Below are 23,825 nucleotides of genomic sequence, written 5' to 3'. Positions count from 1 at the left end.
AACGGCAAAACGCCCCGATCGGCGGGCAAAAAAATAGTTGCCCCTGCCGAAGTCAACTCAAATTCCATCATCTGAAAAATAGCCCAGGCGTAGCACGCCTGGAGGTGAGTTATTCAGAGCATCCTTAACAGGCCCTAATCGGTTGATATAGAAGTGGAATCATTCGTCCAGCCGGTGGTGCCAGTAGCGCCGCCGCTGCGCGCGCGTGCACCGCAGGGCGCCGCTGGCAGAGCTCCACTGCGCCGCGCCGCAACCAGGCGTAGCGACCAGCGCAATGCCGCGCTCGCGGTAGCGCTGCACCACGGCCGGCGCCGGGTGGCCAAAGCGGTTGCGATAGCCCGCCTGCACCAGCGCCACAGCGGGCCGCGCGGCATTCAGAAAGGCGGCGCTGGACGAGGTCTTGCTGCCATGGTGCGGCACCAGCAGCAGGTCGACCGCCAGCGGCACGCCACCATCGACCAGAGCCTGTTCCTGCGCTCGCTCGATGTCGCCGGTCAACAGCGCCGCGCGTCCCGGCTGCCCATCGATATCCACCGCCGTGATGCGCAGCACGCAGCTACCGGCGTTGGTGCTGCGCACGGGCGGCGCGTCCGCCAACGGCGCCGGCGGGTGCAGCACGTCGAAACGCACGCCATCCCAGTGCCAGCGCTGGCCGGCCACGCAGGGCTGCACGGCGCGCAGCTGCTGCACCGGATGATCCGGCGCCAGCGTGCCCAGCGCACGCGCCTGCGGCTGCTGCGCCAGCACCGCGGCCGCGCCGCCGGTGTGATCCGCGTCACCGTGGCTGAGCACCAGCAAATCCAGCCGCTCACCCTGCGCGCGCAGCAGCGGCACCAGCAATTGCTGTCCAGCGTCGCTGCTGGCGCCAAAGCGCGGGCCGGCGTCATACATCAGGCTGTGGCCGGCGGTGCGCACCAGCACCGCCTGGCCTTGGCCCACGTCCAGCGCCAGCAGGTCGAACTGCCCGGGCGGCGGGCGCTGCTGCTGCCACCACAGCGCCGGCAGCAGCAGCGGCAGGCCCAGCGCGCGCCAGCCCCAGGGCAGGCGCGCGACCAGCAGCAAGGCGCCGGCAACCGCCGCCATGCCGAGCACCAGCGGCGCCAGCGCCAAGTGCAGCTGCGCACCGGGCCAGCCGGCCAGCCACTGAAGGACAACCAGCAGCAGTTGTACGCACCAGGCGGCCGCAGCCCACAACGGCGCCCAGACGACGCCGGCAAAGGCCAGCGGCGTGACGACCAGCGTCACCCACGGAATGGCCAGCAGATTGGCAACGAGCCCGACGACCGACACCTGGCCGAACAGCAGCAGCGTGAGCGGCGCCAGCGCCAGGGTGATCGTCGCCTGCTCGCGCAGCAGCGCCAGCAAGCGCCAGTGCCAGGCCCGCGGCGCATCGGCACCGCGCGCATCGGTGGCGAACAGCACGCCCACGGCAACAAAGCTGAGCCAGAAGCCCGGCTGCAGCAGCGCCCAGGGGTCGACCAGCAGCACCGCCGCGCAGGCCAGCAGCCACACCTGCGGCCAGGGCCAGCGCAGGCCGGCAATGCGCAACAGCGAAACCACGGCCAGCATGCACACTGTGCGCTGCGCCGGCACGCCCCAGCCACTGAACAGCGCATAGGCCCCCGCCAGCAGCACCCCGCCGGCCAGCGCCGCCGTGGGCGCGGGCAGCCACAGGCAAAGCCGGCGGCTGCGCCGCCACAGCGCGCCGACCACGGCGACGGCCAGCCAGGCGAACATGGTGATGTGCAGCCCGGAGATGCTCATCAGGTGGGCGACTCCCGTGGCACGGAACACATCCCAGTCGCCGCGCTCGATGGCGCGCTGGTCGCCGGTGACCAGCGCCGCCACCACACCGGCGGCGCGCTGGCGCACATCGTCGGCACTGCCGCTCGCAGGCAGGCCGGCCAGGATGGCGTCGCGCACATGCTGGCGCAACTGCTCGACCGGGTACTGCCAGCCCTGCTCCAGCAGGCGCGGCGGCGCCGCCGCAGATGCCTGGCGCACATAGCCGGTGGCCTGCACGCCCTGCTCCCAAAGCCACAGCTCGTAGTCGAAACCCTGGGGATTGAGCGCGCCGTGCGGCGCCTTCAGCCGCGCCGTCAGCTGCCAGCGCTGGCCCGGGCGCAGCGCGGGCGGTGGCTGCACCGCGTCGCCCCGGCCCTGCGCGTACCAGCCCAGGTCGACCAGCGGCGGCACGCGCACGTCGCGCTCATCCAGCCGTGCGGACTGCACCGCCAGGCGAAAGCGCACGCCGTCGTCGCGCGCCTGCACCATGGCGGCGACCACGCCAGTGACCTGCAGATCCTGGCCCTCCAGCTCGGCGGGCAGCGCCTGCGCGGTAAAGGCCAGCGCGCGCAAGCCGCACAGCGCCCAGACCAGAACGGCCGACGCGAGCAGCAGCGCGCCCTGCATAGCCAGCGCGGGCGCACGCCTGCGGCGCAGCCACACTCCGGCACCGACCACCAGCGCCACGGCCAGCGCTGCCGCATAGGCTGCGCCACCGAACAGCTGCGGCTGCTGCAGCTGCACCGCCGTTCCCGCCACCACGCCCAGCAGCAGAGCCGGCAGTGGCCAGACGCGCGCGGACGCACTCCGCTCTCCGACCGCTGCCGGCGCTGCGGTCGGCGTCGCAGGTGGCTGGACGGGCAGCACGGCGGCTGCGGGACGGTCGGACGCAGACATGGCGCGATGCTACGCGGCACGCGCCACAGGGCAGCCAGCAAAAACACTGGTTGCCGTAACATTGCGGCCACCAAACACAACGCAACGCAGCACTGCCGTGCTGTGTTTTCACCCCATCGAAAGGACTGCCATGAACGTGTACGAAAAACTCAAGCAACTGGACATCACGCTGCCGCCGCTTTCCACGCCGGCGGCCGCCTACGTGCCGTTCGTGCAGAGCGGCAACCTGGTGTTTCTGAGCGGCCACATCGCCCGCAAGGACGGCAAGCCCTGGGTGGGCCAGTTGGGCCGCGGCACCGCCACCGAGGAAGGCAAAGCGGCCGCACGCGCCGTGGCCGTCGACCTGATGGGCACGCTGCAGGCGGCCTGCGGCGGCGACCTCAAGCGCGTCAAGCGCATCGTCAAGGTGATGAGCCTGGTCAACTCCGCGCCCGACTACACCGAGCACCACCTGGTGACCAACGGCGCCAGCGAGCTGCTGGGCGAAGTGTTTGGCGACGCCGGCAAACACGCGCGCAGCGCCTTTGGCGTGGCGCAGCTGCCGTTTGGCGTGTGCGTGGAGATCGAGCTGATCGCCGAACTGGGCTGACCGGCCACTCTCCGGCCCTGGTACAGCAACATGGAAATATCGAAACATGAAAGCGCGTCTTCGCACCCATGGCGGCGTTGCAAATCCTCGCGATAGCTGCGGCTATCGCTGCGGTTTGCACCTTGCCCTGGGCGCGAATCCATCGCTTTCATTGTGTTCCTCTACTTCCAGGTTGCTGTACTAGGAGCCTGTCGGACTTGGAGCGCCGAAAGCGAGAAGCGGCCCCAGCGAGCACAGTTTTTGCCGAATTTGCAGCCCAATAGCCAAGCTATTGGGCAAAAAGACGGTGTTCCCGAAGAGCGGCGTAGCCAAAAATGGGCCGCTGCGGTCGATTCGCAGCAGGCGATTTCCAAGTCCGACAGGCTCCTAGCCAAAACGCAACAAGGGCCGCGCACGCACGCGGCCCTTGTTTTCAGCGGCGCCTGCCTTGACCGAGGCGGCACCGCCTTGCTTTGCGCCGCGCCTGCCCCAGGTCACGCGCCCATGGCGTCGTGCGTCAAAACGACTCCCACTCGCCCTCATCGTCCGCCATAGCGGCCACGGCCAGCGGTTTTGGGGCGGGGCGCGCCGGCGCTGCGGCGGGCCTGGCAGGAGCTGCGGGCTTGGCAGGCACGGCCCGCCGCGCCGGCGGCGTCTGGATGGCGGCGGGCTGGCCGCCGCCTGCGGGCAAGGGCGCCGCAGCGGCCGGTGCGAGCGCCGCCGCCGCGCCCGCGCCGCCCCGTCCACCCTGCTGCGCCAGCGGTGCCATGCCGTCGACCCGGAAGGCCGACACCACGGTGCTCAGCTGCGCGGCCTGCTCACGCAGGCTTTGCGCGGCGGCGGCGCTCTCCTCGACCAGTGCGGCGTTTTGCTGCGTCATCTGGTCGAGCTGGCCCACCGCCTGGTTGACCTGGGTGACGCCTGCGCTCTGCTCGGCCGCGGCGGCGGTGATTTCGCCCATCATGTCGGCCACGCGCTGCACCGACTGCACGACCTCCTGCATGGTCTGGCCGGCGCCCTGCACCAGGCGCGAGCCGCTGTCCACGCGCTCGACCGACGCGCCAATCAAGTCCTTGATCTGCCTGGCCGCCTCGGCGCTGCGCTGCGCCAGCTGGCGCACCTCGCCGGCCACCACGGCAAAACCGCGGCCCTGCTCGCCAGCGCGGGCAGCCTCGACGGCGGCGTTCAGCGCCAGGATGTTGGTCTGAAACGCGATGCCGTCGATCACGCTGTTGATGTCGGCGATCTTGCGGCTGCTGTCCTGAATGTCCTCCATGGTGGAGACGACCTGCGCGACCACCGCGCCACCGCGCTGCGCCACTTCGCTGGCGCTTGCCGCCAGCTGGCTGGCCTGGCTGGCGCTGCCCGAGCTTTGCTGAATGGTGGAGGTGAACTCCTCCATCGCCGCGGCCGTCTGCTGCAGGTTGCTCGACGTCGCCTCGGTGCGCGAGGACAGGTCCTGGTTGCCGCTGGCGATCTGGCTGCTGGCCACCGCAATGCTGTCGCTGCTGTGGCGCACGTCCTGCACCATGCGCGCCAACGACGCGCGCATGCCCTCCAGCGACTGCATCAGCACGCCGAACTCGTCGCCGCGCTGCAGCTGGCCCGCCCGCGTGGTGCGCTGCGTCAAGTCGCCGCGGGCAATGCGGTCGGCCATGCCGCTGGCCTGGGCCAGCGGCTGCTGGATGCTGCGGATCAGGAAGAACGCGCCGACGACGATGAACACCAGCACCAGCGCCACCAGTACGCCAGCGATCTGCACGGTGCGCAGGCGGTCGGCGCCCAGAAGCACCTGCTGCTGGCGCGCGTAGTCCTGCTGCAGCGTGACGAAGTCGCTCAACGCCGCCAGGTAGGCGCGCACCGCAGGGTTGTACTGCTGCTGGATCAGCACCGCGGCGTCGTCGGCGCGGTAGGCATCGCGCAGCTCATTGGCCTGCTTGCGCAGGCCGAGCATGGCCGCGCGGGCCTCAGCGATCTTGGCCATCTGCGCCTTGTCGGCGTCGGTTTGCGCCAGGGTCTCCAGCGCCTTCTGAATCTTGCTGATCTGCGCCGACGTGGCCGAGATGGCGTCCTTGAACTCGGCGCCGACCTGCGAGTCGCTGCTGATGATCATGGCCTGTGTGCGCGCGGCGTTGGCATCGGTCAGGCCCTGCCAGTGCAGCGCCATCTCGACGCGCTGGGCCAGCTCGCGGCCGACGTCGTCGGCATGTGCCTGCGACTGCGATGAGCGGTAGCCGGCAAAACCGACGACGGCAATCAACATCACGATGATGGCGATCACCGCCACCCACAACTTATGGCTCATCCGCAGTGCGTTCAACATCAGGGTCTCCGGGGCTGGCTTGTCTACGATTGCAACACGCATGTTGCACGACGTAAAAAAGTGTACGCGATTCACTCCCCTGTGTCGTGCCGCAATTGGGCCGTGTTATGCCGACAAATCCGCCAATGGACGCTTAAAGCTTTACACCACCCGCAGCACCTCGGCCGGCTTGAAGCCCAGATCCGCCGCCTTGCCCTTTTTGCCGCGCGGCGCGCGGGCGTTGTTCAGGCTTCGGATCTCCAGCGTCTCTTCGCGCACACGCCCGCCGCGGCCCACGCCTTCAAAGCGCACGCTGCGCGTGTAGGCGGCGGCTCCAGCCAACTGGTCGCCCGGCTCCAGCGCGATCAGCTGCAGGCCGCGCCCGCCCTTGGCCATTTGCTTGAGCTCGCCGATCTCAAGCGTCAGCACGCGCCCGCCAACCGACGCGCAGCAGACGTGGGTGGCCGCCGGCAGCTCCTGGCTGGCGCTGGTGCCGCTGGCGTGCGAGGGCCGGCACAGCCGCTCGCCGTCGCCCAGGCTGACGAAGGCCTTGCCGCCGCGGTTGCGTCCGGTCATGTGCGCCACCTGGGCCAGGAAGCCGTAGCCGCCAGAGCCCGACAGCAGCAGCAGCGCGTCCTGCGGGCCGGCGAAGTAGTGCGCAATCTGCGTGCCCGCCTCCAGGTCGATCAGCGTCGTGACCGGCTGGCCGTCGCCGCGTCCGCCCGGCAGGTCGGCCACGGCGACCGAATACACCCGGCCGTTGTCGCCAAAGATGATGAGCTCGTCCACGGTGCGGCACTCGAAGGTCGCATACAGCGCGTCGCCCGCCTTGACGCCAAAGGTCTCCGGCGCGTGTCCGTGGCCCTGGCGGGTGCGCACCCAGCCTTTTTGCGAGACGATGACGGTGACCGGCTCGTCGACCACGCGGGCCGACGCGACGACTTTTTTCTCCTCGTGGATCAGCGTGCGGCGCGCGTCGGCAAATTGCTTGGCGTCCGCCTCGATCTCCTTGACCATCAACCGGCGCAGCGATGCCGGGTTGGCAAGAATGTCTTCAAGCTGGCCCTGCTCCTTGCGCAGCTCCGACAGCTCCTGCTCGATCTTGATCGCCTCCAGCCGCGCGAGCTGGCGCAGGCGGATCTCCAGAATGTCCTCCGCCTGCCGATCCGTCAGGTTGAAGCGCGCCATCAGCGCGGCCTTGGGCTCGTCACTGGCGCGGATGATGGCGATCACCTCGTCGATGTTGAGCAGCACCAGTTGGCGCCCTTCCAGGATGTGGATGCGATCCAGCACCTTGGCCAGGCGGTGCTGGCTGCGCCGCGTAATAGTCTGCTGGCGAAACTGCACCCATTCGACCAGCATCTGGCGCAGCGACTTCTGCACCGGCCTGCCGTCGATGCCGACCATGGTCAGGTTGATCGGCGCCGAGGTCTCCAGGCTGGTGTGCGCCAAAAGCGCCGTGGCCAGTTCCTGCTGCGGCACCTTGCCGGTCCTGGGCTCGAAGACGATGCGCACCGGCGCGTCCTTGCTCGACTCGTCGCGCACGCCGTCGAGCACCGCCAGCATGCTGGCCTTGAGCTGCTGCTGCTCATGGCTCAGCGTCTTCTTGCCGCTCTTGACCTTGGGGTTGGTGACGTCCTCGATCTCTTCAAGCACCTTCTGCGCCGACACGCCCGGCGGCAGCTCGGTCACCACCATCTGCCACTGGCCGCGCGCCAGATCCTCGATCTTCCAGCGCGCGCGCACCTTCAGGCTGCCGCGCCCGCTGCGGTAGGCATCCTGGATGTCGGAGCTGCTGCTGATGATCTGCCCACCACCAGGGTAGTCCGGGCCGGGGATCAGCGTGAACAGCGCTTCATCCGAGAGCTGCGGGTTCTTGACCAGCGCCACGCAGGCGTCGGCCACCTCGCGCAGGTTGTGGCTGGGAATCTCGGTCGCCAGGCCCACGGCAATGCCGCTGGCGCCGTTCAAGAGCGCGAACGGCAGGCGTGCCGGCAACTGGCACGGCTCCTCGGTACTGCCGTCGTAGTTGGGCTGGAAGTCCACTGTGCCCATGCCGATCTCGCCCAGCAGCAGCGTGCTGATGCGCGCCAGCCGCGCCTCGGTGTAGCGCATCGCGGCCGCGCCGTCGCCGTCGCGGCTGCCAAAGTTGCCCTGGCCGTCGATCAGCGGGTAGCGCTGGTTGAAGTCCTGCGCCAGGCGCACCAGCGCGTCATACGCCGACTGGTCGCCATGTGGGTGAAAGCGGCCGAGCACGTCGCCGACGACGCGCGCGCTTTTCACGGGCTTGGCCGGCGTGTTGCCATTCGGCCCGCCCCAGGACAGGCCCATCTGCTGCATCGCATACAGAATGCGCCGCTGCACCGGTTTCATGCCATCGCACACGTCGGGCAGCGCGCGGCCCTTGACGACGGAGAGGGCATATTCGAGGTAGGCACGCTGGGCGTAGCTGCCCAGGCCCAGGGCGTCGCCCGCGTCGGGGGCGGGGAAATCGAGAACAGGTTGATCGCTCATGCTTTAAAAATAGGAGCTGCCAGCGCTTATCTGGAAAGCGCTAGAGGCCAAAAACATCAAATATCCACTTCCACCGCGTCGCCGTGCAGCTCCATCAGCGCGCGGCGCGAGGCGGCCTCGCCCTTGCCCATCAGCTTGGTGATCAACACCTCGGTGGCGGCAAAGTCCATGCTGCCCAGTTGCACTGGCAGCAGGCGCCGCGTGTCGGGGTTGAGCGTGGTTTCCCACAGCTGCTCGGCGTTCATCTCGCCCAGGCCCTTGAAGCGGCTGATCTGGCATTTCTCGCGCGCCACGCCGTCCTTGGCGGCCTTGTCGAGGATGGATTCGAGCTCCATTTCGTCAAGCGCATAGAGCTTGGCCGCCGGCTTCTTGCCGCGCGCCGGAATGTCGACGCGAAACAAAGGCGGGCGGGCGACGTAGATGTGGCCCGCCTCGATGAGCTTGGGAAAGTGCCGGAAGAACAGCGTCAGCAGCAGCACCTGGATGTGCGAGCCGTCGACGTCTGCGTCCGACAGGATGCAGACCTTGCCGTAGCGCAGGCCGCTCAAATCCGGCGCGTCATTCGGCCCGTGCGGATCGACGCCGATGGCGACCGAGATGTCGTGCACCTCGTTGTTCCTGAACAGCAGGTCGCGCTCGACCTCCCAGGTGTTGAGCACCTTGCCGCGCAGCGGCAGGATGGCCTGCGTCTCCTTGTCGCGCCCCATCTTGGCGCTGCCGCCGGCGCTGTCTCCCTCGACCAGGAAGACCTCGTTGTAGGCGGTGTCGCGGCTTTCGCAGTCGGTGAGCTTGCCGGGCAGCACGGCCACGCCCGAGCCCTTTTTCTTCTCGATCTTCTGCCCGGCGCGCTGGCGCGTCTGCGCGGCCTTGATGGCCAGTTCAGCCAGCTTCTTGCCGTATTCCACATGGGCGTTCAGCCACAGCTCCAGCGCCGGCTTGACGAAGCTCGACACCAGCCGCACCGCGTCGCGCGAGTTCAGGCGCTCCTTGATCTGGCCCTGGAACTGCGGGTCGAGCACCTTGGCCGACAGCACGTAGCTGGCGCGGGCGAACACGTCCTCGGGCATCAGTTTCACGCCCTTGGGCAGCAGCGAATGCAGCTCGATGAAACCCTTCACTGCCTGGAACAGCCCGTCGCGCAGGCCGCTGTCGTGCGTGCCGCCAGCGGTGGTGGCGATCAGGTTGACGTAGCTCTCGCGCACCACCGCGCCTTCGTCGGTGAAGGCCACGCAGCAGGCCGCGCCCTCGCCCTCGGCAAAGCTGTCGTGGTGGGCGTCGGCAAAACCCTCGCTCTCGAACAGCGGGATGACCGGATCGACCGGCAGCGTCTGCTGCAGGTAGTCGCGCAGGCCGCCCTTGTACTGCCAGGTCTGCTGCTCGCGGGTTTTCTCGTTGACCAGCGTGACGGCCACGCCGGGCATCAGCACCGCCTTGCTGCGCAGCAGGTGGGTGAGCTCGCCCAGCGGCAGCTGGGCCGACTCGAAATACCGCGCGTCGGGCCAGGCACGCACCGTCGTGCCCTGCTTGCGCTCCCCCGCCTGGAGAGGGCGCGCCTGCAGCGGCTCGGCCACGTCACCGCCGGCGAACACGATGTGCGCCACCTGGCCCTCGCGGTGCGTGCTCACCTCAAGGCGCGTGGACAGCGCATTGGTCACCGACACGCCCACGCCGTGCAGGCCGCCGGAGAAGCTGTAGGCGCCGCCGCTGCCCTTGTCGAACTTGCCGCCGGCGTGCAGCCGGGTGAAGACCAGCTCGACCACCGGCGCGCCCTCCTCGGGGTGCAGGCCGAAGGGGATGCCGCGGCCGTCGTCCTCGACGCTGACCGAGCCGTCCAGGTGCAGCGTGACGCGGATCTTCTTGCCAAAGCCGGCCAGCGCCTCGTCGGCGGCGTTGTCCAGCACCTCCTGGATGATGTGCAGCGGGTTGTCGGTGCGGGTGTACATGCCCGGGCGCTGCTTGACGGGCTCCAGGCCCTTGAGAACGCGGATCGCGCGTTCCGAGTATTCGGTTGCGGGTTTGCTTGCCATGGCGCGCGATTCTACGGCCGGGAAGCAAAACACTGGATGCGCAATCAGTATTTGTGCGCCGCGGCACCGCCATCCGCCCCCGCGATGGTTCACATGCCGACCTGCTATCGCCCAGGCGCCAGCGAGCCCTGCGGGTTTTCGCTACATTCGCCCCGATGCACTCTGCCCCACCCAAACTCTCGATGCTCCAGGTTCTGGCCTGCGGCGCCGCCGTGGTCACGCTGTCCATGGGCATACGCCACGGCTTTGGCCTGTGGCTGGCGCCGGTCACGCAAGACATGGGCTGGACGCGCCAGACCTTTGCGCTGGCCATGGCGGTGCAGAACATCGCCTGGGGTGTGTTCGGCATCTTCGGCGGCATGGTGGCCGACCGCCTGGGCGCGTTTCGCGTGCTGATCGCCGGCGCGCTCTTGTACGCGCTGGGCCTGGCGGGCATGGCGCTGTCGCCCACGCCCTTGCTGTTCGCGCTGACCAGCGGCGTTCTGATCGGCGCCGCGCAGGCGGGCACGACCTACGCGGTCATCTATGGCGTGCTGGGGCGCCAGGTGCCGGCCAACCGCCGCTCCTGGGCCATGGGCGTGGCGGCGGCGGCCGGCTCGTTCGGGCAATTCCTGATGCTGCCGCTGGAGGGGCAGATGATCGCGCGCCTGGGCTGGCAGCCCTCGCTGCTGGTGCTGGCCGTGCTGGTGCTGCTGATCGTGCCGCTGGCGTTTGGCCTGCGCGAGCCGGGCTTTCGCGCCGGCGGCGGCGCTTCGCACAGCCAGAGCACGCGCGGTGCCATGGCCGAGGCGCTGCGCCACCCCAGCTTTCTGCTGCTGATGACCGGCTACTTCGTCTGCGGCTTCCAGGTGGTGTTCATCGGCGTGCACATGCCCAGCTACCTGAAGGACCACAACCTGCCGGCGCACGTGGCCAGCACCGCGCTGGCGCTGATCGGGCTGTTCAACGTCATCGGCACCTATGTCTCGGGATCGCTCGGCGAGCGCCTGCCGCGGCGCCACATCCTGGCCTTCATCTACCTGGCGCGCACCGTGGCGATCGCGGTGTTTCTGCTGGCGCCGCTGTCCGCACTGTCGGTCTATGCGTTCTCGGCGGTGATCGGCATGCTGTGGCTGTCCACCGTGCCGCCGACCAACGCCACCGTGGCCGGCATCTTCGGCGTGCAACACCTGTCCATGCTCAGCGGCTTCGTGTTCTTCAGCCACCAGATCGGCAGCTTTCTGGGCGTGTGGCTGGGCGGCTACCTGTACGACGCCACGGGCAGCTACGACGTCGTCTGGTATTTGGCAATGGTGCTGGGCGTGCTGGCCGCGCTGATCAACCTGCCGGTCCGCGAGCACGCCATCAACCGCCCCTCCGCCCTGCCCGCCTGAAATACCCTCCGCCACGACCGCCGCCATGCACCCGCGCACCGCCACCTGGATCAAGATCGCCGCCGCACTGACGCTGCTGGCGGTGTTTGCGCTGTACCTGCGCCCGGGCTTCATGCTGGCGCTGACCGACCAGATCTGGGCCTGCTTCTGATGGACGCAGTCGCCCCGCCCTCGGCCTGGCTTGCGCGCTGGGCGCACCTGCTGCCCACCGGCACCCAGGCGCTGGACGTGGCCTGCGGCAGCGGGCGCCATATGCACTGGCTGCACGCGTGCGGCCTGCACCCCACCGGCGTGGATCGCGACGCCCAGGCGCTGGCACACGCCGCGCGCTGGGGCGAGGTGCTGTGCGCCGACATCGAGGGCGGCCCCTGGCCGCTGGCCGGGCGGTGCTTTGGCGCGGTGGTGGTCACCAACTATTTGTGGCGCCCGCTGCTGCCGACCATCGCGGGGGCCGTCGCGCCCGGCGGCGTGCTGCTGTACGAGACCTTCGCCCAGGGCAACGAGACGGTAGGCCGCCCGGCGCGCACGGACTTTCTGCTGCGCCCGGGCGAACTGCTGGCCGCATGCCATGCGCTGCGCGTCATTGCCTATGAAGACGGCTTTGAAGATGCCCATGCCGGGGCGCCGGCGCGCTTCGTGCAGCGCATTGCCGCGGTGCGTACACCCGAGCAAACCACAGGGGTGATTCGCCTGCCGCTGCAGCCCCCGGGCCATGGCGCGTAGTTAGAATGCTTTTTTCCGGTTTTTGACCGTTAGACCGCTGAGATGACATCTTCCACCGCCCCCCTGACCGGCAGCATCGTCGCGCTGGTCACTCCCATGCTTGAAGACGGCAGCGTCGATTACCCGACGCTGCGCAAACTGATCGACTGGCACATCCAGGAAGGCACCGACTGCATCGGCGTCGTCGGCACCACGGGCGAGTCGCCCACGGTCACCGTCGAAGAGCATTGCGAGATCATCCGCGTGTCCGTCGAGCAGGCCGCCGGCCGCGTGCCCGTCATGGCCGGCTGCGGCGCCAACTCCACGCACGAGGCGATTCGCCTGGCCAAGTACGCGCGCGGAGTGGGGGCCAACAGCCAGTTGCAGGTCGTTCCCTACTACAACAAGCCCACGCAAGAGGGCCAGTACCAGCACTTCAAGGCGATTGCCGAGGCCACGGGCGACCTGCCCATCGTGCTGTACAACGTGCCCGGCCGCACCGTCGCCGACATGCAGCACGACACCGTGCTGCGCCTGTCGCAGGTGCCGGGCATCATCGCGATCAAGGAAGCGACGGCCAACATCGAGCGCGCGCAGTGGCTGATCCGCGACCTGCCCAAGAGCTTTGCCGTCTACTCTGGCGACGACCCGACGGCGGTGGCGCTGATGCTGTGCGGCGGCCAGGGCAACATCAGCGTGACGGCCAACGTCGCGCCGCGCCTGATGCACGAGCTGTGCGTGGCGGCGGTGGCCGGCGACGCGCGCCGCGCGATGCAGATCCAATTTCAACTGATGCCGGTGCACAAGCACCTGTTCGTCGAGGCCAACCCCATCCCCGTGAAGTGGGCCATGGCGCGCATGGGCCTGTGCGGCCCGGCGCTGCGCCTGCCTATGACACCGCTGGCCCAGGCCAACGAAGCCGTGGTCGAGGCCGCGCTGCGCGCCGCCGGCCTGCTGGCCTGAGAGCCTTCGCCCAGAACATTGCCGCCCTTTGACGGGCACCCCCAAGGAAACCGCGTGACCCCTCGCACCCGCCTCGCCCTGACGGGCATCGTCGCCCTGAGCCTGTCGGCCTGCTCCGTGCTGGAGAGCGACAAGATCGACTACAAAAGCGCCACCAAGGGCGCAACCCTGGAAGTGCCGCCCGACCTGACGCAGCTGTCGGGCGACGTGCGCTACAACGTGCCCGGCGGCGTCGCCTCGGCCGCAGCCTTCGAGGCCGGCCAGGCACAGCAGTCGCGCACCTCGATCAACGCCGCGCCCAAGTCGATCGGCGACGTGCGCATCGAGCGCGACGGCAACGAGCGCTGGCTGGTCGTCGACCGCCCGGCCGACAAGCTGTGGGAGCCGATCCGCGACTTCTGGCTGGAGAACGGCTTCGTCTTCACGCTGGAGCAGCCCAACCTGGGCATCATGGAGACCGACTGGGCCGAGAACCGCGCCAAGCTGCCGCAGGACATCATCCGCCAGACCATCGGCAAGGTGTTCGATTCGCTCTACTCCACCGGCGAGCGCGACAAGTTCCGCACCCGCCTGGAGCGCGGCCCCAACGGCAGCACCGAGATCTTCATCACCCACCGCGGCATGCAGGAGGTCTACACCAGCAGCCAGAAGGACAACACCATCTGGCAGCCTCGCCCGGTCGACCCCGAGCTGGAGACCGAATTCCTGCGCCGCCTGATGGTCAAGCTGGGCGTGCCGCAGGAACAGGCCCAGGCCGCAGCCGCCGCGCCAGTGCCGGCAGCGCCGTCGGCTCGCATGGAAACCGTGGGCAACGTGCCGGTCGTGCAGCTGGCCGAGTCGTTCGACCGCGCCTGGCGCCGCGTCGGCGTGTCGCTGGACCGCACCGGCTTCACGGTCGAAGACCGAGACCGCAGCAAGGGGCTGTACTTCGTGCGCTACGTCGCGCCCACCGAGAAGAAGGAACAAGGCTTCTTCAGCAAGCTGTTTGGCAGCTCTGACAAGGCCACGGGCCCACTCAAGTTCCGCATCGCGGTGCGCAGCGAGGGCGGCCAGAGCACGGTGTCGGTGCTCGACGACCAGGGCGCACCCGACACCACCGCCAATGCACAGCGCATCATGCGCGTGCTGGCCGACGACCTGAAATAAGCCCCCGGCCGCCAGGCGAAGGCGCCTGGCTGGGGCACCGTGCAGGCACAAAAAACCCGGCTCTTCAGGCCGGGTTTCTTGTTTTCGCCCCGCGCCAGGCGCGAGGCGTGCAAGCCGTGCTTACTTGCCGGTGGCCGCGTTGGTGGCGGCGTCGGCAGCGGCCTTGGCGGCGTCGACCGCGTCGCTGGCAGCATCCTTGGCGGCATCGGTCGTGGCCTGGACAGCATCCTTGGCAGCGTCGACGGCATCGCTTGCAGCGTCCTTGGTTGCATCGACGGCGGCGGCGCCGGCATCCTTGGCGGCGTCGACAGCGTCCTTGGCTGCGTCGGTAGCCTCGCCGGCAGCGGCGTCAGCTTCTTGCTTGGCGGCGTCGGCGGCCTGATCGGCAGGGGCGGTGGCGGGAGCCTCGACCGCAGGTGCTGCGGGAGCGGCTTCTTCCTTCTGACCGCAGGCAGCCAGGGCAACGGCAGCCACCAGGCTGGCCAGAACAAGCGATTTCTTCATAGCGATTCCTCTCAAACGAGCACAGGGATAGTCAATCAAAAAAGCCTTGTACGCCCACGGCCCGGGGCCGCGGCAACGCACAAAACCAGTGCGAACCGATTGTAAGAACGCCTCGCGCGGCGTTTGGTTGACATTGCCTGCAAAAATTTGTCAACCATGCAAGCACTGATTCCAGCGCACAATGCCGCCGCCCTTGACACGCATCAAAGGCCGAGCACCGACGCTGCAAACCCCGGCTGGCTCTTGCGCAGCAGCCATTCGTCGAGCAGCTGGCGCAGCGCCAGCCGCCGCCCGGCGTCCTGGTCGGCCACGCCCAGGCTGCGCAGCGGGTCGATGCGCTGCAGCACCCAGCCGCCCGACCACAGCGCACTGGGCAACTCCAGCAGGTCCGCGCCGCGCGCCTGGCGTGCGCTGACCAGGTGGTCGAACTGCACGCGCCAGCGCACGAAGCGCGGGTGGCGGCGCGCCATGGTGTCGTATTCGCAGGCCAGCAGCGTCAGACGCCGGCCGCTGCGCGCCCATTGCTCCAGCGACGCGATTACCGCGCGCTCGCCCAGCGGCCAGTCGTGAAAGCTGGCGTCGCTCAGAATGAGTTCGCGCCAGCCGCCCTCGGCCGCGCACTGCAGGCCGGCGCGCACGCAGCAGGCAAAGTCGCCCGGACCCTCGAAGCGGCCCAGCGGCAGGGCATCGTCAGCGGCGGGCGTGGTCATCGCGCGGGCTCCGGCTCAGTCGGCGCCGCCAGCGTGCGCCCAACCGGCGTCGCACCAGCTGGCCAGCAGCTCCAGCGCCTCGTCGCTGGCGCGCTGCAGGTCTGCGGGCCGCAGGCGGCGCCCGTCGGCCAGGCGCTGCATCAGTCGGGCATCGCGCCCGCCAGCGCGCCAGCTCTCGCCGTTGATGTAGACATGGTGCTCGTCATAGAGCATGCGGGTGCGCCGATCCAGCACCACGCTCTCCATCATGCCGCGCGTGCTCGACGGCTCGAACCACACCTGCGGCTTGGGTTCGCTCAGCACCTCGCCCAGCGCGCGCGCCAGCAATTGGGGATCGTCCAGCGCGCGCTGCACCGCGTCGCGGGCAAAGTCCTGCAGCGCCGTGGGGATCTCGCCAGACTGCGCCACCGCCTCCTGCTTGGGATCGCGGTAGATCACTGCGTCGTCCTGCTCGGCCGCCGCGTCGGCCAGGTGCAGCAGCACCTCGTGCGCCAATTGCGCACGCTGGGGCGAGCGAAAACCGATCGAGTAGGTCATGCACTCGCCCTCGGCGATACCGTCATGCGCCCAGCGCGGCGGCAGGTAGAGCATGTCGCCGGGCTCCAGCACGTACTCCTCCTCGGGCTCGAAGTTGGCCAGTATCTTCAGCGGCAGGCCGTCCACCAGGGTCTTGTCCTTTTGCCGGCCAATGCGCCAGCGCCGCCTGCCGTGGGCCTGCAGCAAAAAGACGTCGTAGCTGTCGTAATGCGGGCCGACGCCGCCGCCGTCGGTGGCGTAGCTGATCATCAGGTCATCGAGCCGAGCCTGGGGAATAAAGGCAAAACGCTGCATCAGCGAGTGCACCGCCTCGTCGTGCAGATCGACGCCCTGCACCAGCACCGACCACTGGCGCGTAGTCAGCGACGGCAGCGAGCGGCGCGCCAGCGGCCCGTGACGCAGCACCCACTGGCCATCGCCCCGTTGCTGGATGAAGCGCGACTCGACATCCTCGCTTGCAGCGAGCTGCAGCAGCGCGCTGCGGCCCACCGGGGCTTTGAAGCCGGGCACGGCCTGGCGCACCAGCAGCGGCTTTTTGTGCCAGTGACGGCGCATGAACTGTGCGGCGCTGATGCCGCCGAGCAGGGTCAGGGGTTGTTGTACGTCCATGGGGCAAATCCGGTGGCGGGCGCAGCCGCCCGGTGAAGAACTGCGACAATTCTCCTATGGAAATCACTGAACAATGCGTCGTCGCCCTGACCTGGGTGCTGCAGGACACGCTGGGCGAGGAACTGGACGTGCTCGACGATCCGGTGGAGTTTCTGGTTGGCGGCGACGATTTGCTGCAAAGCATCGAGCGCGCGCTGCAAGGCCACACGGCTGGCGCCGAGCTGGCGCTGCACCTGGAGCCCGAGGACGCCTTTGGCGACTTCCAGGATCAGCTGCTGTTTCTGGAGCCGCGCGCGCTGTTTCCCGCGACGCTGGAGGAAGGCATGACCTTCGAGGGCAGCGCCCTGCCCGCCGGCTGCAGCCCGCAGGCGCCGCGCGAGCTGCTCTACACGGTCACCGACATCTACCCCGACCACGTGGTGCTCGACGGCAACCACCCGCTGGCCGGCATGGCGCTGCGCCTCAAGCTCAAGGTGCACGCGGTGCGCGAGGCGACCGAAGAGGAAGTGGGCCGCGGCAGCGCCGGCACGGGCTTTTTCAAGATCCACCCGCAGGCGCCGGGCAGCAACACGCTGCATTGACCGGGTCTCGCGCCCGGTGGTCAAAGGGTTCCAGTGGAGCCGTAACCGCCCGCGCCGCGCTCGCTGGCGTGGGCAAAGTCGTCGACCGGGTTGAACTGCGCCTGCACCACAGGCACGATGACCAGTTGCGCCAGGCGCTCCATCGGCGCCAGTGTGTAGGTGATGTTCGACCGGTTCCAGCAGCTGACCATCAGCTGGCCCTGGTAGTCGCTGTCGATCAGGCCCACCAGATTGCCCAGCACGATGCCGTGCTTGTGGCCCAGGCCCGAGCGCGGCAGGATCAGCGCGGCGTAGCCCGGGTCGCGCAGATGCATGGCCATACCGGTGGGCACCAGTTGCCACTGGCCGGGCGCAAGCGCCAGCGGCGCGTCGATGCAGGCGCGCAGATCCAGGCCGGCGCTGCCGGGGGTTGCATAGGCGGGCGGGCGCGCCCGCAGGCGCTCGTCGAGAATTTTCAGATCCACTTGCATGGCGCGCGATTATCCGCGCCGCCGTGCCACTACCCGGCCTATTTGCGCCGGTTGCGCAGGCTGCGCTGAATCAGCTGCACCGCAATCGCCGCGACGAAGACCAGAAGGTACAGCGCATCCAAGCCGCCGATCGACAGGATGACGAACGCCGCGACGACCAGCCCGATCACCCAGGGAAGCACCTTGGCGAGAGCTGGCACGGGCAGCTGCTGTGGTGGTTGTTGCGGCTGGGCCTGCGGCGACTGGGGCGCCGGGACAGGCGCAGCAGTCCGGGCCGCCAGCCTGCGCCGCGTGGTGCGCTGCTGCAGGCCGGGCACGGGCGGCGTTGCCGGCGGCACCTGTGCCCCGCCGGCGCTGGCGAGCCCGGCGGCCGAGCGCGCCACCAGCGCCTCGACATAGCGGGCGAAGTCGCCGCCCGGGGGTTCCTGGTTCAGCGGTGCGCCCATGTTATGCGCTCTGGCGCGCCTGCAGCAGTTGCGCCAGCTCGGCCACCAACTGTTGCGCCAACGCATTCTTGCTGGCGCGCGGCAGTTCGCGCCAGCCATGTTCGTCGAACAGGACGAGCGCGTTGTCGTCCTGGCCAAAGGTTGCCGGACCAATGTTGCCCACCAGCAGCGGCACGCCCTTGCGCCGGCGCTTGGCGCTGGCGTGGGTGATCAGATCCTCGCTCTCGGCTGCAAAGCCCACGCAGTACAGCTGGCCGCTGCGCGCGCGCTCGGACTGCGCCACGCCGGCCAGAATGTCGGGATTCTCGACGAACGCCATCTGCGGCACCTGGCCGCTGCCGTCCTTCTTGATCTTCTGCCCGGCACTGCTGGCCGGGCGCCAGTCGGCCACGGCGGCCGTCGCAATGAAGACGCTGGCGCGATCCACCTCGGCCTGCACCGCGGCCTGCATGTCGCGTGCCGAACGCACGTCGATGCGCCGCACGCCGCGCGGCGTGGCCAGGTGCACGGGGCCTGCGACCAACGTGACCTCGGCGCCGGCCGCGCGCGCGGCGCGGGCAATGGCAAAGCCCATCTTGCCCGAGGACAGGTTGGTGATGCCGCGCACCGGATCGATGGCCTCGAAGGTCGGCCCGGCAGTGATCAGCACCCGCTGGCCGACCAGCGGCTTGGGGCTGAAGAATTGGTACAGCTCTTCGAAGATTTCCGCGGGCTCCAGCATGCGGCCGTCGCCGGTCTCGCCGCAGGCCTGCTCCCCACTGCCAACGCCCAGCACCCGCGCGCCGTCCTGCGCCACCTGCGCCAGGTTGCGCTGCGTGGCCGGGTGGGCCCACATCTCGCGGTTCATCGCCGGCGCCAGCAACAGCGGCACGCGATCCATCGGCCGCGCCAGGCACAGGAGGCTCAGCAGCTCGTCGGCACGCCCCTGCACCAGGCGGGCGATGAAGTCGGCGCTGCACGGCGCGATCAGGATGGCATCTGCCTCGCGCGAGAGGTTGATATGCGCCATGTTGTTGCCCTCGCGCGCGTCCCACTGCGACGAGTAGACCGGCCGGCCGGTAAGCGCCTGCATGGTCACCGGCGTGATGAACTGGCAGGCCGCCTCGGTCATCACCACCTGCGCGCTGGCGCCAGCCTTGACCAGCAGCCGCGCCAGCTCCGCCACCTTGTAGCAAGCGACGCCGCCGCTCAGCCCCAGAACGATGTGTTTGCCTTGCAGTGCATTCATGGGGCCGCAATTTAGCAGACCTGCCGCGCCCCAAGCGCAGCACCGCCCGCCGGTGAAACCCGGTGGCGGCGGAGCGTGTGCCACAGTTCCTATAATCGCAATTTCCCACCTCCTCCAAAGACATGACCAAATTCGTCTTCGTCACCGGCGGTGTGGTGTCTTCCCTGGGCAAGGGAATCGCCTCAGCCTCCCTTGCCGCGATCCTCGAATCGCGGGGTCTCAAAGTCACCCTCATCAAGCTCGACCCGTACATCAACGTCGACCCGGGCACGATGAGCCCGTTCCAGCACGGGGAAGTCTTTGTCACCGACGACGGCGCCGAAACCGACCTGGACCTGGGCCACTACGAGCGTTTCATCGAAACGCGCATGAAGCAGTCCAACAACTTCACCACCGGCCGCATCTACCAGAGCGTGCTGGAGAAAGAGCGCCGCGGCGACTACCTGGGCAAGACGGTGCAGGTCATCCCGCACGTCACCAACGAGATCCAGGAATACATCAAGCGCGGCGCCGGCATTGGCACGAGCGACGCGGTGGACGTGGCCATCTGCGAGGTCGGCGGCACCGTCGGCGACATCGAGTCGCTGCCCTTCCTCGAAGCGGTGCGCCAGCTGGCTTTGAAGCTCGGCTCGAACAACTCGGCCTTCGTGCACCTGACCTATCTGCCGTGGATCGCCACGGCCGGCGAATTGAAGACCAAGCCCACGCAGCACACGGTGCAGAAGCTGCGCGAGATCGGCATCCAGCCCGACGCGCTCTTGTGCCGCGCCCAGCACGCGGTGCCGCAGGAGGAGCAGGAGAAGATCTCGCTGTTCACCAACGTGCCCGAGTGGGGCGTGATCAGCATGTGGGACGTGGACACCATCTACAAGGTGCCGCGCATGCTGCACGAGCAGGGCCTGGACGGCCTGATCTGCGACAAGCTGCGCCTGAACACACCGCCGGCCAACCTGAAGCGCTGGGACGCGCTGGTGCACGAGTTCGAGCACCCGCAGGGTGCGGTGAAGATCGCGATGGTCGGCAAGTACGTCGAGCTGTCGGACGCCTACAAGTCGGTCAACGAGGCGCTCAAGCACGCCGGCATGCAAAGCCATGTGCGCGTGCAGATCGACCACCTGGACTCCGAAGACATCACCGACGCCAACGCCGCCGCCAAGCTGGGCGGCTACGACGCCATCCTGGTGCCCGGCGGCTTCGGCTCGCGCGGCGTCGAGGGCAAGATCAGCACCGCCCGCTATGCCCGCGAGCACCAGGTGCCCTACCTGGGCATCTGCCTGGGGATGCAGGTGGCGACCATCGAATACGCGCGCCACGTGGCAGGCCTCAAAGGCGCCAACTCGACCGAGTTCGACCCGAAAACGCCGCACCCGGTGATCGCGCTGATCACCGAGTGGAAGGATCAGGACGGCTCGATCAAGACGCGCAGCGAGAGCTCCGACCTGGGCGGCACGATGCGCCTGGGCGCGCAGTCCTCGGACGTTCAGCCCGGCACGCTGGCGCACCAGATCTACGGCGACGTGGTGACCGAGCGCCACCGCCACCGCTACGAGGCCAACGTGCAATACCTCGACCAGCTGCGCGCAGCCGGCCTGGTGATCTCGGCGCTGACGCAGCGCGAGCACCTGACCGAGATCGTCGAGCTGCCCACCGCGGTGCACCCCTGGTTCATCGGCGTGCAGTTCCACCCCGAATTCAAGTCGACACCGTGGAGCGGCCACCCGCTGTTCAACGCCTTCGTGAAGGCGGCCATCGTTCACCAGAAAAAAGACTGACGCCATGAAACTGTGCGGCTTTGACGTTGGCCTGGATCAACGCTTCTTCCTCATCGCAGGCACCTGCTCCATCGAGGGGCTGCAAATGTCGCTGGACGTCGCCGGCCAGCTCAAGGAAGTCTGCAGCGCGTTGGGCGTGCCGCTGATCTACAAAGGCTCGTTCGACAAGGCCAACCGCTCGTCGGGCTCCAGCAAACGCGGAGTCGGCATCGACGCGGGGCTGAGGATCCTGGATGAAGTGCGCCGCCAGCTGCAGCTGCCCATCCTGACCGACGTGCACGACACCGCCCAGGTGGCCGAGGTCGCCAGCGTCGTCGACGTGCTGCAGACGCCCGCCTTCCTGTGCCGCCAGACCGACTTCATCCGCGCCGTGGCGCAGTCGGGCAAGCCGGTAAACATCAAGAAGGGGCAGTTTCTCGCACCCTGGGACATGAAGAACGTCATCGACAAGGCGCGCGCCGCCGCTGCCGAGGCGGGGCTGTCCGAAGACCGGTTCCTCGCCTGCGAGCGCGGCGTGAGCTTCGGCTACAACAACCTGGTGGCCGACATGACGAGCCTGGCCGAAATGCGCAGCTGCGGCGCTCCCGTGGTGTTCGACGTGACCCATTCGGTGCAAAAACCCGGCGGCCTGGGCGCAGTCAGCGGCGGCGCACGCGACATGGTGCCGGTGCTCGCACGCGCCGGCGCGGCCGTGGGTGTTGCGGGCTTTTTCATGGAGACCCATCCCAAACCCGCCGAGGCCTGGTCTGACGGGCCCAACGCCGTGCCGCTGCACCACATGCGCGCACTGCTGTCGACCTTGGTCGAGCTCGACACCGTCACCAAGAAAAACGGCTATCTGGAAAACCGCTTCTCGGCCTGATCCGGGAACGACAACTGCAACCGCATCGCTGTGAATCGCAGCGCTCGGTTGCGTTGCAAAGACCGCCGCGACATTTCACCCATTTCCCTGATTTATCTGCATCCAAAGGAAGACCATGAGTGCCATTGTTGACATCGTAGGCCGCGAAATTCTGGACAGCCGCGGCAACCCCACCATCGAGTGCGACGTGCTGCTCGAATCGGGCGTGATGGGCCGCGCCGCCGTGCCGAGCGGCGCCTCCACCGGTTCGCGCGAGGCCATCGAGCTGCGCGACGGCGACAGGAACCGCTACCTGGGCAAGGGCGTGCTCAAGGCCGTCGAGCACATCAACACCGAGATATCCGAGGCCGTGCTGGGCCTCGATGCCTCCGAGCAGGCCTTCCTGGACAAGACGCTGATCGACCTGGACGGCACCGACAACAAGAGCCGCCTGGGCGCCAACGCCATGCTGGCCGTGTCGATGGCCGTGGCGCGCGCAGCCGCTGAAGAAGCCGGCCTGCCGCTGTACCGCTACTTCGGCGGCATGAACGGCTGCCAGCTGCCGGTGCCGATGATGAACGTCATCAACGGCGGCGCGCACGCCAACAACAGCCTGGACCTGCAGGAATTCATGATCATCCCGGTGGGCGCGCCCACCTTTCGCGAAGCCATGCGCTGGGGCGCCGAGGTGTTTCACGCCCTGAAGAAAATCATCAACGACCGCGGCATGAGCACGGCCGTCGGCGATGAGGGCGGCTTCGCCCCCAGCGTGGACAGCCACGAGGCGGCCATCCAGCTGATCCTCGAAGCCATCGACAAGGCCGGCTACACCGCCGGCGAGCAGATCGTGCTGGGCCTGGACTGCGCGGCCAGTGAGTTCTACAAGGATGGCAAGTACGTGCTCCAGGGCGAAGGCGGCATCGCGCTCACCGCCCAGCAATGGACCGACATGCTGGCCACCTGGGTGGACAAATACCCCATCATCTCCATCGAGGACGGGATGCACGAGGGCGACTGGGATGGCTGGAAGATCCTGACCGAGCGCCTGGCCGACAAGGTGCAACTGGTGGGCGACGACCTGTTCGTCACCAACACCAGGATCCTCAAGGAAGGCATCGACAAAAGAATAGCCAACTCCATCCTCATCAAGATCAACCAGATCGGCACGCTGAGCGAGACCTTCGCCGCCATCGAGATGGCCAAGCGCGCCGGCTACACCGCCGTCATCAGCCACCGCTCGGGCGAGACCGAGGACAGCACGATTGCCGACATCGCCGTCGGCCTGAACGCCGGCCAGATCAAGACCGGCAGCCTGAGCCGCTCGGACCGCATCGCCAAGTACAACCAGCTGCTGCGCATTGAAGAGGATCTGGGCGACGTGGCCGAATACCCGGGCCGCGCTGCGTTCTACAACCTGCGCTGACCTGCCGGCCGCTGTCTGCCCACGGCTGATCCATGAGCTCGCGCCTGGTTGCATTGCTGTTGCTGGCACTGCTCGTGGCCATCCACGCCCAGCTGTGGACGGGGCGCGCTAGCCTGGGCCAAGTGCAGCAGATGCGCGCGCAGCTGGCCGAGCGCGAAGCGGCCAATACGCGCGCGCGCCTGACCAACGAGCAGCTGGCCAGCCAGGTGGAAGACCTGAAGAATGGCCTGGATCTGGTCGAGGAAAAGGCCCGCAGCGAGCTGGGCATGGTGCGCCGCGGCGAGATTTTCGTGCGCGTCGCGCCGGCCGCCGCATCCAGCCGCCCCTGAGCGCTCCCTGAACGGGGCGCGCTCTTCGACGCGGCGCGGCTAGGGCCTGTTAACGCTATTTTTGGCGGTGCGAACATACTCAAAACGGCGTCAATCGA

At 68.3% G+C, this 23,825-nt stretch carries 21 protein-coding genes; 11 read left to right on the top strand and 10 right to left on the bottom strand.

Features of this window, described 5'->3' with window-relative positions:
* Positions 1–159: 159 nt before the first annotated feature.
* Positions 160–2,682 (bottom strand): DNA internalization-related competence protein ComEC/Rec2, encoded by a 2,523-nt coding sequence (locus tag ABD767_RS11645; RefSeq protein WP_344869701.1) that lies wholly within the window; start codon positions 2,680–2,682, stop codon positions 160–162.
* Between the two features lie 130 nt (positions 2,683–2,812).
* Here ABD767_RS11645 and ABD767_RS11640 point away from each other — a divergent pair, with 130 nt between their 5' ends.
* The gene (locus tag ABD767_RS11640; RefSeq protein ID WP_103045465.1) at positions 2,813–3,271 is read left to right on the top strand and encodes an Atu1372/SO_1960 family protein; all 459 of its coding nucleotides are present in this window, start codon (positions 2,813–2,815) and stop codon (positions 3,269–3,271) included.
* A 496-nt stretch (positions 3,272–3,767) separates the two neighbouring features.
* Here the strand turns inward: ABD767_RS11640 and ABD767_RS11635 are convergent, their stop codons facing one another.
* From ABD767_RS11635 to ABD767_RS11625, 3 genes are all read right to left on the bottom strand, one after another.
* Positions 3,768–5,573: a methyl-accepting chemotaxis protein gene (locus ABD767_RS11635; RefSeq protein WP_344869700.1), complete on the bottom strand. Its 1,806-nt coding sequence runs from the start codon at positions 5,571–5,573 to the stop codon at positions 3,768–3,770.
* A 141-nt stretch (positions 5,574–5,714) separates the two neighbouring features.
* Complete coding sequence (parC, locus tag ABD767_RS11630) at positions 5,715–8,066, bottom strand: DNA topoisomerase IV subunit A (RefSeq protein ID WP_344869699.1); 2,352 nt, start codon at positions 8,064–8,066, stop codon at positions 5,715–5,717.
* A gap of 56 nt (positions 8,067–8,122) precedes the next feature.
* Positions 8,123–10,093 (bottom strand): ATP-binding protein, encoded by a 1,971-nt coding sequence (locus tag ABD767_RS11625; protein WP_103045781.1) that lies wholly within the window; start codon positions 10,091–10,093, stop codon positions 8,123–8,125.
* 155 nt (positions 10,094–10,248) lie between these two features.
* Between ABD767_RS11625 and ABD767_RS11620 the strand changes: the two genes are divergently transcribed.
* From ABD767_RS11620 to bamC, 5 genes are read left to right on the top strand one after another with little or no spacing between them, the layout of a single operon-like run.
* On the top strand, positions 10,249–11,466 hold the full coding sequence (locus ABD767_RS11620; RefSeq protein WP_103045780.1) for an MFS transporter: 1,218 nt from the start codon (positions 10,249–10,251) through the stop codon (positions 11,464–11,466).
* A 25-nt stretch (positions 11,467–11,491) separates the two neighbouring features.
* Positions 11,492–11,617 carry a hypothetical protein gene (locus ABD767_RS11615; RefSeq protein WP_344869698.1) on the top strand — a complete coding sequence of 42 codons (126 nt, stop codon included), beginning with the start codon at positions 11,492–11,494 and terminating at the stop codon, positions 11,615–11,617.
* A complete protein-coding gene (locus tag ABD767_RS11610; protein WP_103045779.1) occupies positions 11,617–12,189 on the top strand; it encodes a methyltransferase domain-containing protein in 573 nt (190 codons plus the stop codon). Before ABD767_RS11615 ends, ABD767_RS11610 begins: the two co-directional genes overlap by 1 nt.
* A gap of 42 nt (positions 12,190–12,231) precedes the next feature.
* A complete protein-coding gene (dapA, locus tag ABD767_RS11605; RefSeq protein WP_103045778.1) occupies positions 12,232–13,131 on the top strand; it encodes a 4-hydroxy-tetrahydrodipicolinate synthase in 900 nt (299 codons plus the stop codon).
* Between the two features lie 54 nt (positions 13,132–13,185).
* Positions 13,186–14,277, top strand: a complete 1,092-nt coding sequence (bamC, locus tag ABD767_RS11600; RefSeq protein ID WP_103045777.1) for an NlpB/DapX family lipoprotein — start codon at positions 13,186–13,188, stop codon at positions 14,275–14,277.
* A gap of 120 nt (positions 14,278–14,397) precedes the next feature.
* Here the strand turns inward: bamC and ABD767_RS11595 are convergent, their stop codons facing one another.
* The 3 genes from ABD767_RS11595 to ABD767_RS11585 all read right to left on the bottom strand — a co-directional run bounded on the left by ABD767_RS11595 (position 14,398) and on the right by ABD767_RS11585 (position 16,637).
* Positions 14,398–14,781, bottom strand: a complete 384-nt coding sequence (locus ABD767_RS11595) for a hypothetical protein (protein ID WP_103045776.1) — start codon at positions 14,779–14,781, stop codon at positions 14,398–14,400.
* A gap of 203 nt (positions 14,782–14,984) precedes the next feature.
* Positions 14,985–15,491, bottom strand: coding sequence for a hypothetical protein (locus tag ABD767_RS11590; protein ID WP_103045775.1), 507 nt, complete (start codon positions 15,489–15,491; stop codon positions 14,985–14,987).
* A gap of 15 nt (positions 15,492–15,506) precedes the next feature.
* Positions 15,507–16,637, bottom strand: coding sequence for a JmjC domain-containing protein (locus ABD767_RS11585; RefSeq protein ID WP_103045774.1), 1,131 nt, complete (start codon positions 16,635–16,637; stop codon positions 15,507–15,509).
* A gap of 56 nt (positions 16,638–16,693) precedes the next feature.
* Between ABD767_RS11585 and ABD767_RS11580 the strand changes: the two genes are divergently transcribed.
* A complete protein-coding gene (locus ABD767_RS11580; RefSeq protein ID WP_103045773.1) occupies positions 16,694–17,218 on the top strand; it encodes a peptidylprolyl isomerase in 525 nt (174 codons plus the stop codon).
* A gap of 20 nt (positions 17,219–17,238) precedes the next feature.
* Here ABD767_RS11580 and dut read toward each other — a convergent pair whose 3' ends face one another.
* The 3 genes from dut to coaBC are packed head-to-tail and all read right to left on the bottom strand — an operon-like array spanning position 17,239 to position 19,362.
* Positions 17,239–17,688: a dUTP diphosphatase gene (dut, locus tag ABD767_RS11575; RefSeq protein ID WP_103045772.1), complete on the bottom strand. Its 450-nt coding sequence runs from the start codon at positions 17,686–17,688 to the stop codon at positions 17,239–17,241.
* A gap of 38 nt (positions 17,689–17,726) precedes the next feature.
* A complete protein-coding gene (locus tag ABD767_RS11570; protein ID WP_103045771.1) occupies positions 17,727–18,134 on the bottom strand; it encodes a hypothetical protein in 408 nt (135 codons plus the stop codon).
* 1 nt (position 18,135) lies between these two features.
* Positions 18,136–19,362 carry a bifunctional phosphopantothenoylcysteine decarboxylase/phosphopantothenate--cysteine ligase CoaBC gene (coaBC, locus tag ABD767_RS11565; protein WP_103045770.1) on the bottom strand — a complete coding sequence of 409 codons (1,227 nt, stop codon included), beginning with the start codon at positions 19,360–19,362 and terminating at the stop codon, positions 18,136–18,138.
* Between the two features lie 122 nt (positions 19,363–19,484).
* Here coaBC and pyrG point away from each other — a divergent pair, with 122 nt between their 5' ends.
* The 4 genes from pyrG (at position 19,485) to ABD767_RS11545 (ending at position 23,727) form a co-directional block, all read left to right on the top strand.
* Entirely contained in the window at positions 19,485–21,134 is a 1,650-nt protein-coding gene (gene pyrG / locus ABD767_RS11560) for a CTP synthase (RefSeq protein ID WP_103045769.1), read from the top strand.
* Between the two features lie 4 nt (positions 21,135–21,138).
* Complete coding sequence (gene kdsA / locus ABD767_RS11555) at positions 21,139–21,996, top strand: 3-deoxy-8-phosphooctulonate synthase (RefSeq protein ID WP_103045768.1); 858 nt, start codon at positions 21,139–21,141, stop codon at positions 21,994–21,996.
* A 115-nt stretch (positions 21,997–22,111) separates the two neighbouring features.
* Positions 22,112–23,398, top strand: coding sequence for a phosphopyruvate hydratase (gene eno / locus ABD767_RS11550; protein ID WP_103045767.1), 1,287 nt, complete (start codon positions 22,112–22,114; stop codon positions 23,396–23,398).
* Positions 23,399–23,430: 32 nt separating this feature from the next.
* The gene (locus tag ABD767_RS11545) at positions 23,431–23,727 is read left to right on the top strand and encodes a septum formation initiator family protein (RefSeq protein WP_103045766.1); all 297 of its coding nucleotides are present in this window, start codon (positions 23,431–23,433) and stop codon (positions 23,725–23,727) included.
* The last annotated feature ends 98 nt before the right edge of the window (positions 23,728–23,825 follow it).

Origin of the sequence: Comamonas faecalis (assembly GCF_039538025.1) — a bacterium.
In the GTDB taxonomy this organism is placed as follows: Bacteria; Pseudomonadota; Gammaproteobacteria; order Burkholderiales; family Burkholderiaceae_C; genus Comamonas_C; species Comamonas_C faecalis.
The sequence above is the reverse complement of the archived record's forward strand: the minus strand, read 5'-3'. Positions and strand labels throughout refer to the sequence as shown.

Bases quoted from the DNA above. Each gene is read 5' to 3' on its own strand.
- ABD767_RS11615 (WP_344869698.1), top strand. From the start codon at position 11,492: ATGCACCCGCGCACCGCCACCTGGATCAAGATCGCCGCCGCACTGACG.
- pyrG (WP_103045769.1), top strand. From the start codon at position 19,485: ATGACCAAATTCGTCTTCGTCACCGGCGGTGTGGTGTCTTCCCTGGGC.
- ABD767_RS11625 (WP_103045781.1), bottom strand. From the start codon at position 10,093: ATGGCAAGCAAACCCGCAACCGAATACTCGGAACGCGCGATCCGCGTT.
- parC (WP_344869699.1), bottom strand. From the start codon at position 8,066: ATGAGCGATCAACCTGTTCTCGATTTCCCCGCCCCCGACGCGGGCGAC.
- kdsA (WP_103045768.1), top strand. From the start codon at position 21,139: ATGAAACTGTGCGGCTTTGACGTTGGCCTGGATCAACGCTTCTTCCTC.
- ABD767_RS11585 (WP_103045774.1), bottom strand. From the start codon at position 16,637: ATGGACGTACAACAACCCCTGACCCTGCTCGGCGGCATCAGCGCCGCA.
- ABD767_RS11590 (WP_103045775.1), bottom strand. From the start codon at position 15,491: ATGACCACGCCCGCCGCTGACGATGCCCTGCCGCTGGGCCGCTTCGAG.
- dapA (WP_103045778.1), top strand. From the start codon at position 12,232: ATGACATCTTCCACCGCCCCCCTGACCGGCAGCATCGTCGCGCTGGTC.
- ABD767_RS11645 (WP_344869701.1), bottom strand. From the start codon at position 2,682: ATGTCTGCGTCCGACCGTCCCGCAGCCGCCGTGCTGCCCGTCCAGCCA.
- ABD767_RS11580 (WP_103045773.1), top strand. From the start codon at position 16,694: ATGGAAATCACTGAACAATGCGTCGTCGCCCTGACCTGGGTGCTGCAG.
- ABD767_RS11620 (WP_103045780.1), top strand. From the start codon at position 10,249: ATGCACTCTGCCCCACCCAAACTCTCGATGCTCCAGGTTCTGGCCTGC.
- ABD767_RS11640 (WP_103045465.1), top strand. From the start codon at position 2,813: ATGAACGTGTACGAAAAACTCAAGCAACTGGACATCACGCTGCCGCCG.
- ABD767_RS11610 (WP_103045779.1), top strand. From the start codon at position 11,617: ATGGACGCAGTCGCCCCGCCCTCGGCCTGGCTTGCGCGCTGGGCGCAC.
- ABD767_RS11570 (WP_103045771.1), bottom strand. From the start codon at position 18,134: ATGGGCGCACCGCTGAACCAGGAACCCCCGGGCGGCGACTTCGCCCGC.
- coaBC (WP_103045770.1), bottom strand. From the start codon at position 19,362: ATGAATGCACTGCAAGGCAAACACATCGTTCTGGGGCTGAGCGGCGGC.
- ABD767_RS11545 (WP_103045766.1), top strand. From the start codon at position 23,431: ATGAGCTCGCGCCTGGTTGCATTGCTGTTGCTGGCACTGCTCGTGGCC.
- eno (WP_103045767.1), top strand. From the start codon at position 22,112: ATGAGTGCCATTGTTGACATCGTAGGCCGCGAAATTCTGGACAGCCGC.
- dut (WP_103045772.1), bottom strand. From the start codon at position 17,688: ATGCAAGTGGATCTGAAAATTCTCGACGAGCGCCTGCGGGCGCGCCCG.
- ABD767_RS11595 (WP_103045776.1), bottom strand. From the start codon at position 14,781: ATGAAGAAATCGCTTGTTCTGGCCAGCCTGGTGGCTGCCGTTGCCCTG.
- ABD767_RS11635 (WP_344869700.1), bottom strand. From the start codon at position 5,573: ATGTTGAACGCACTGCGGATGAGCCATAAGTTGTGGGTGGCGGTGATC.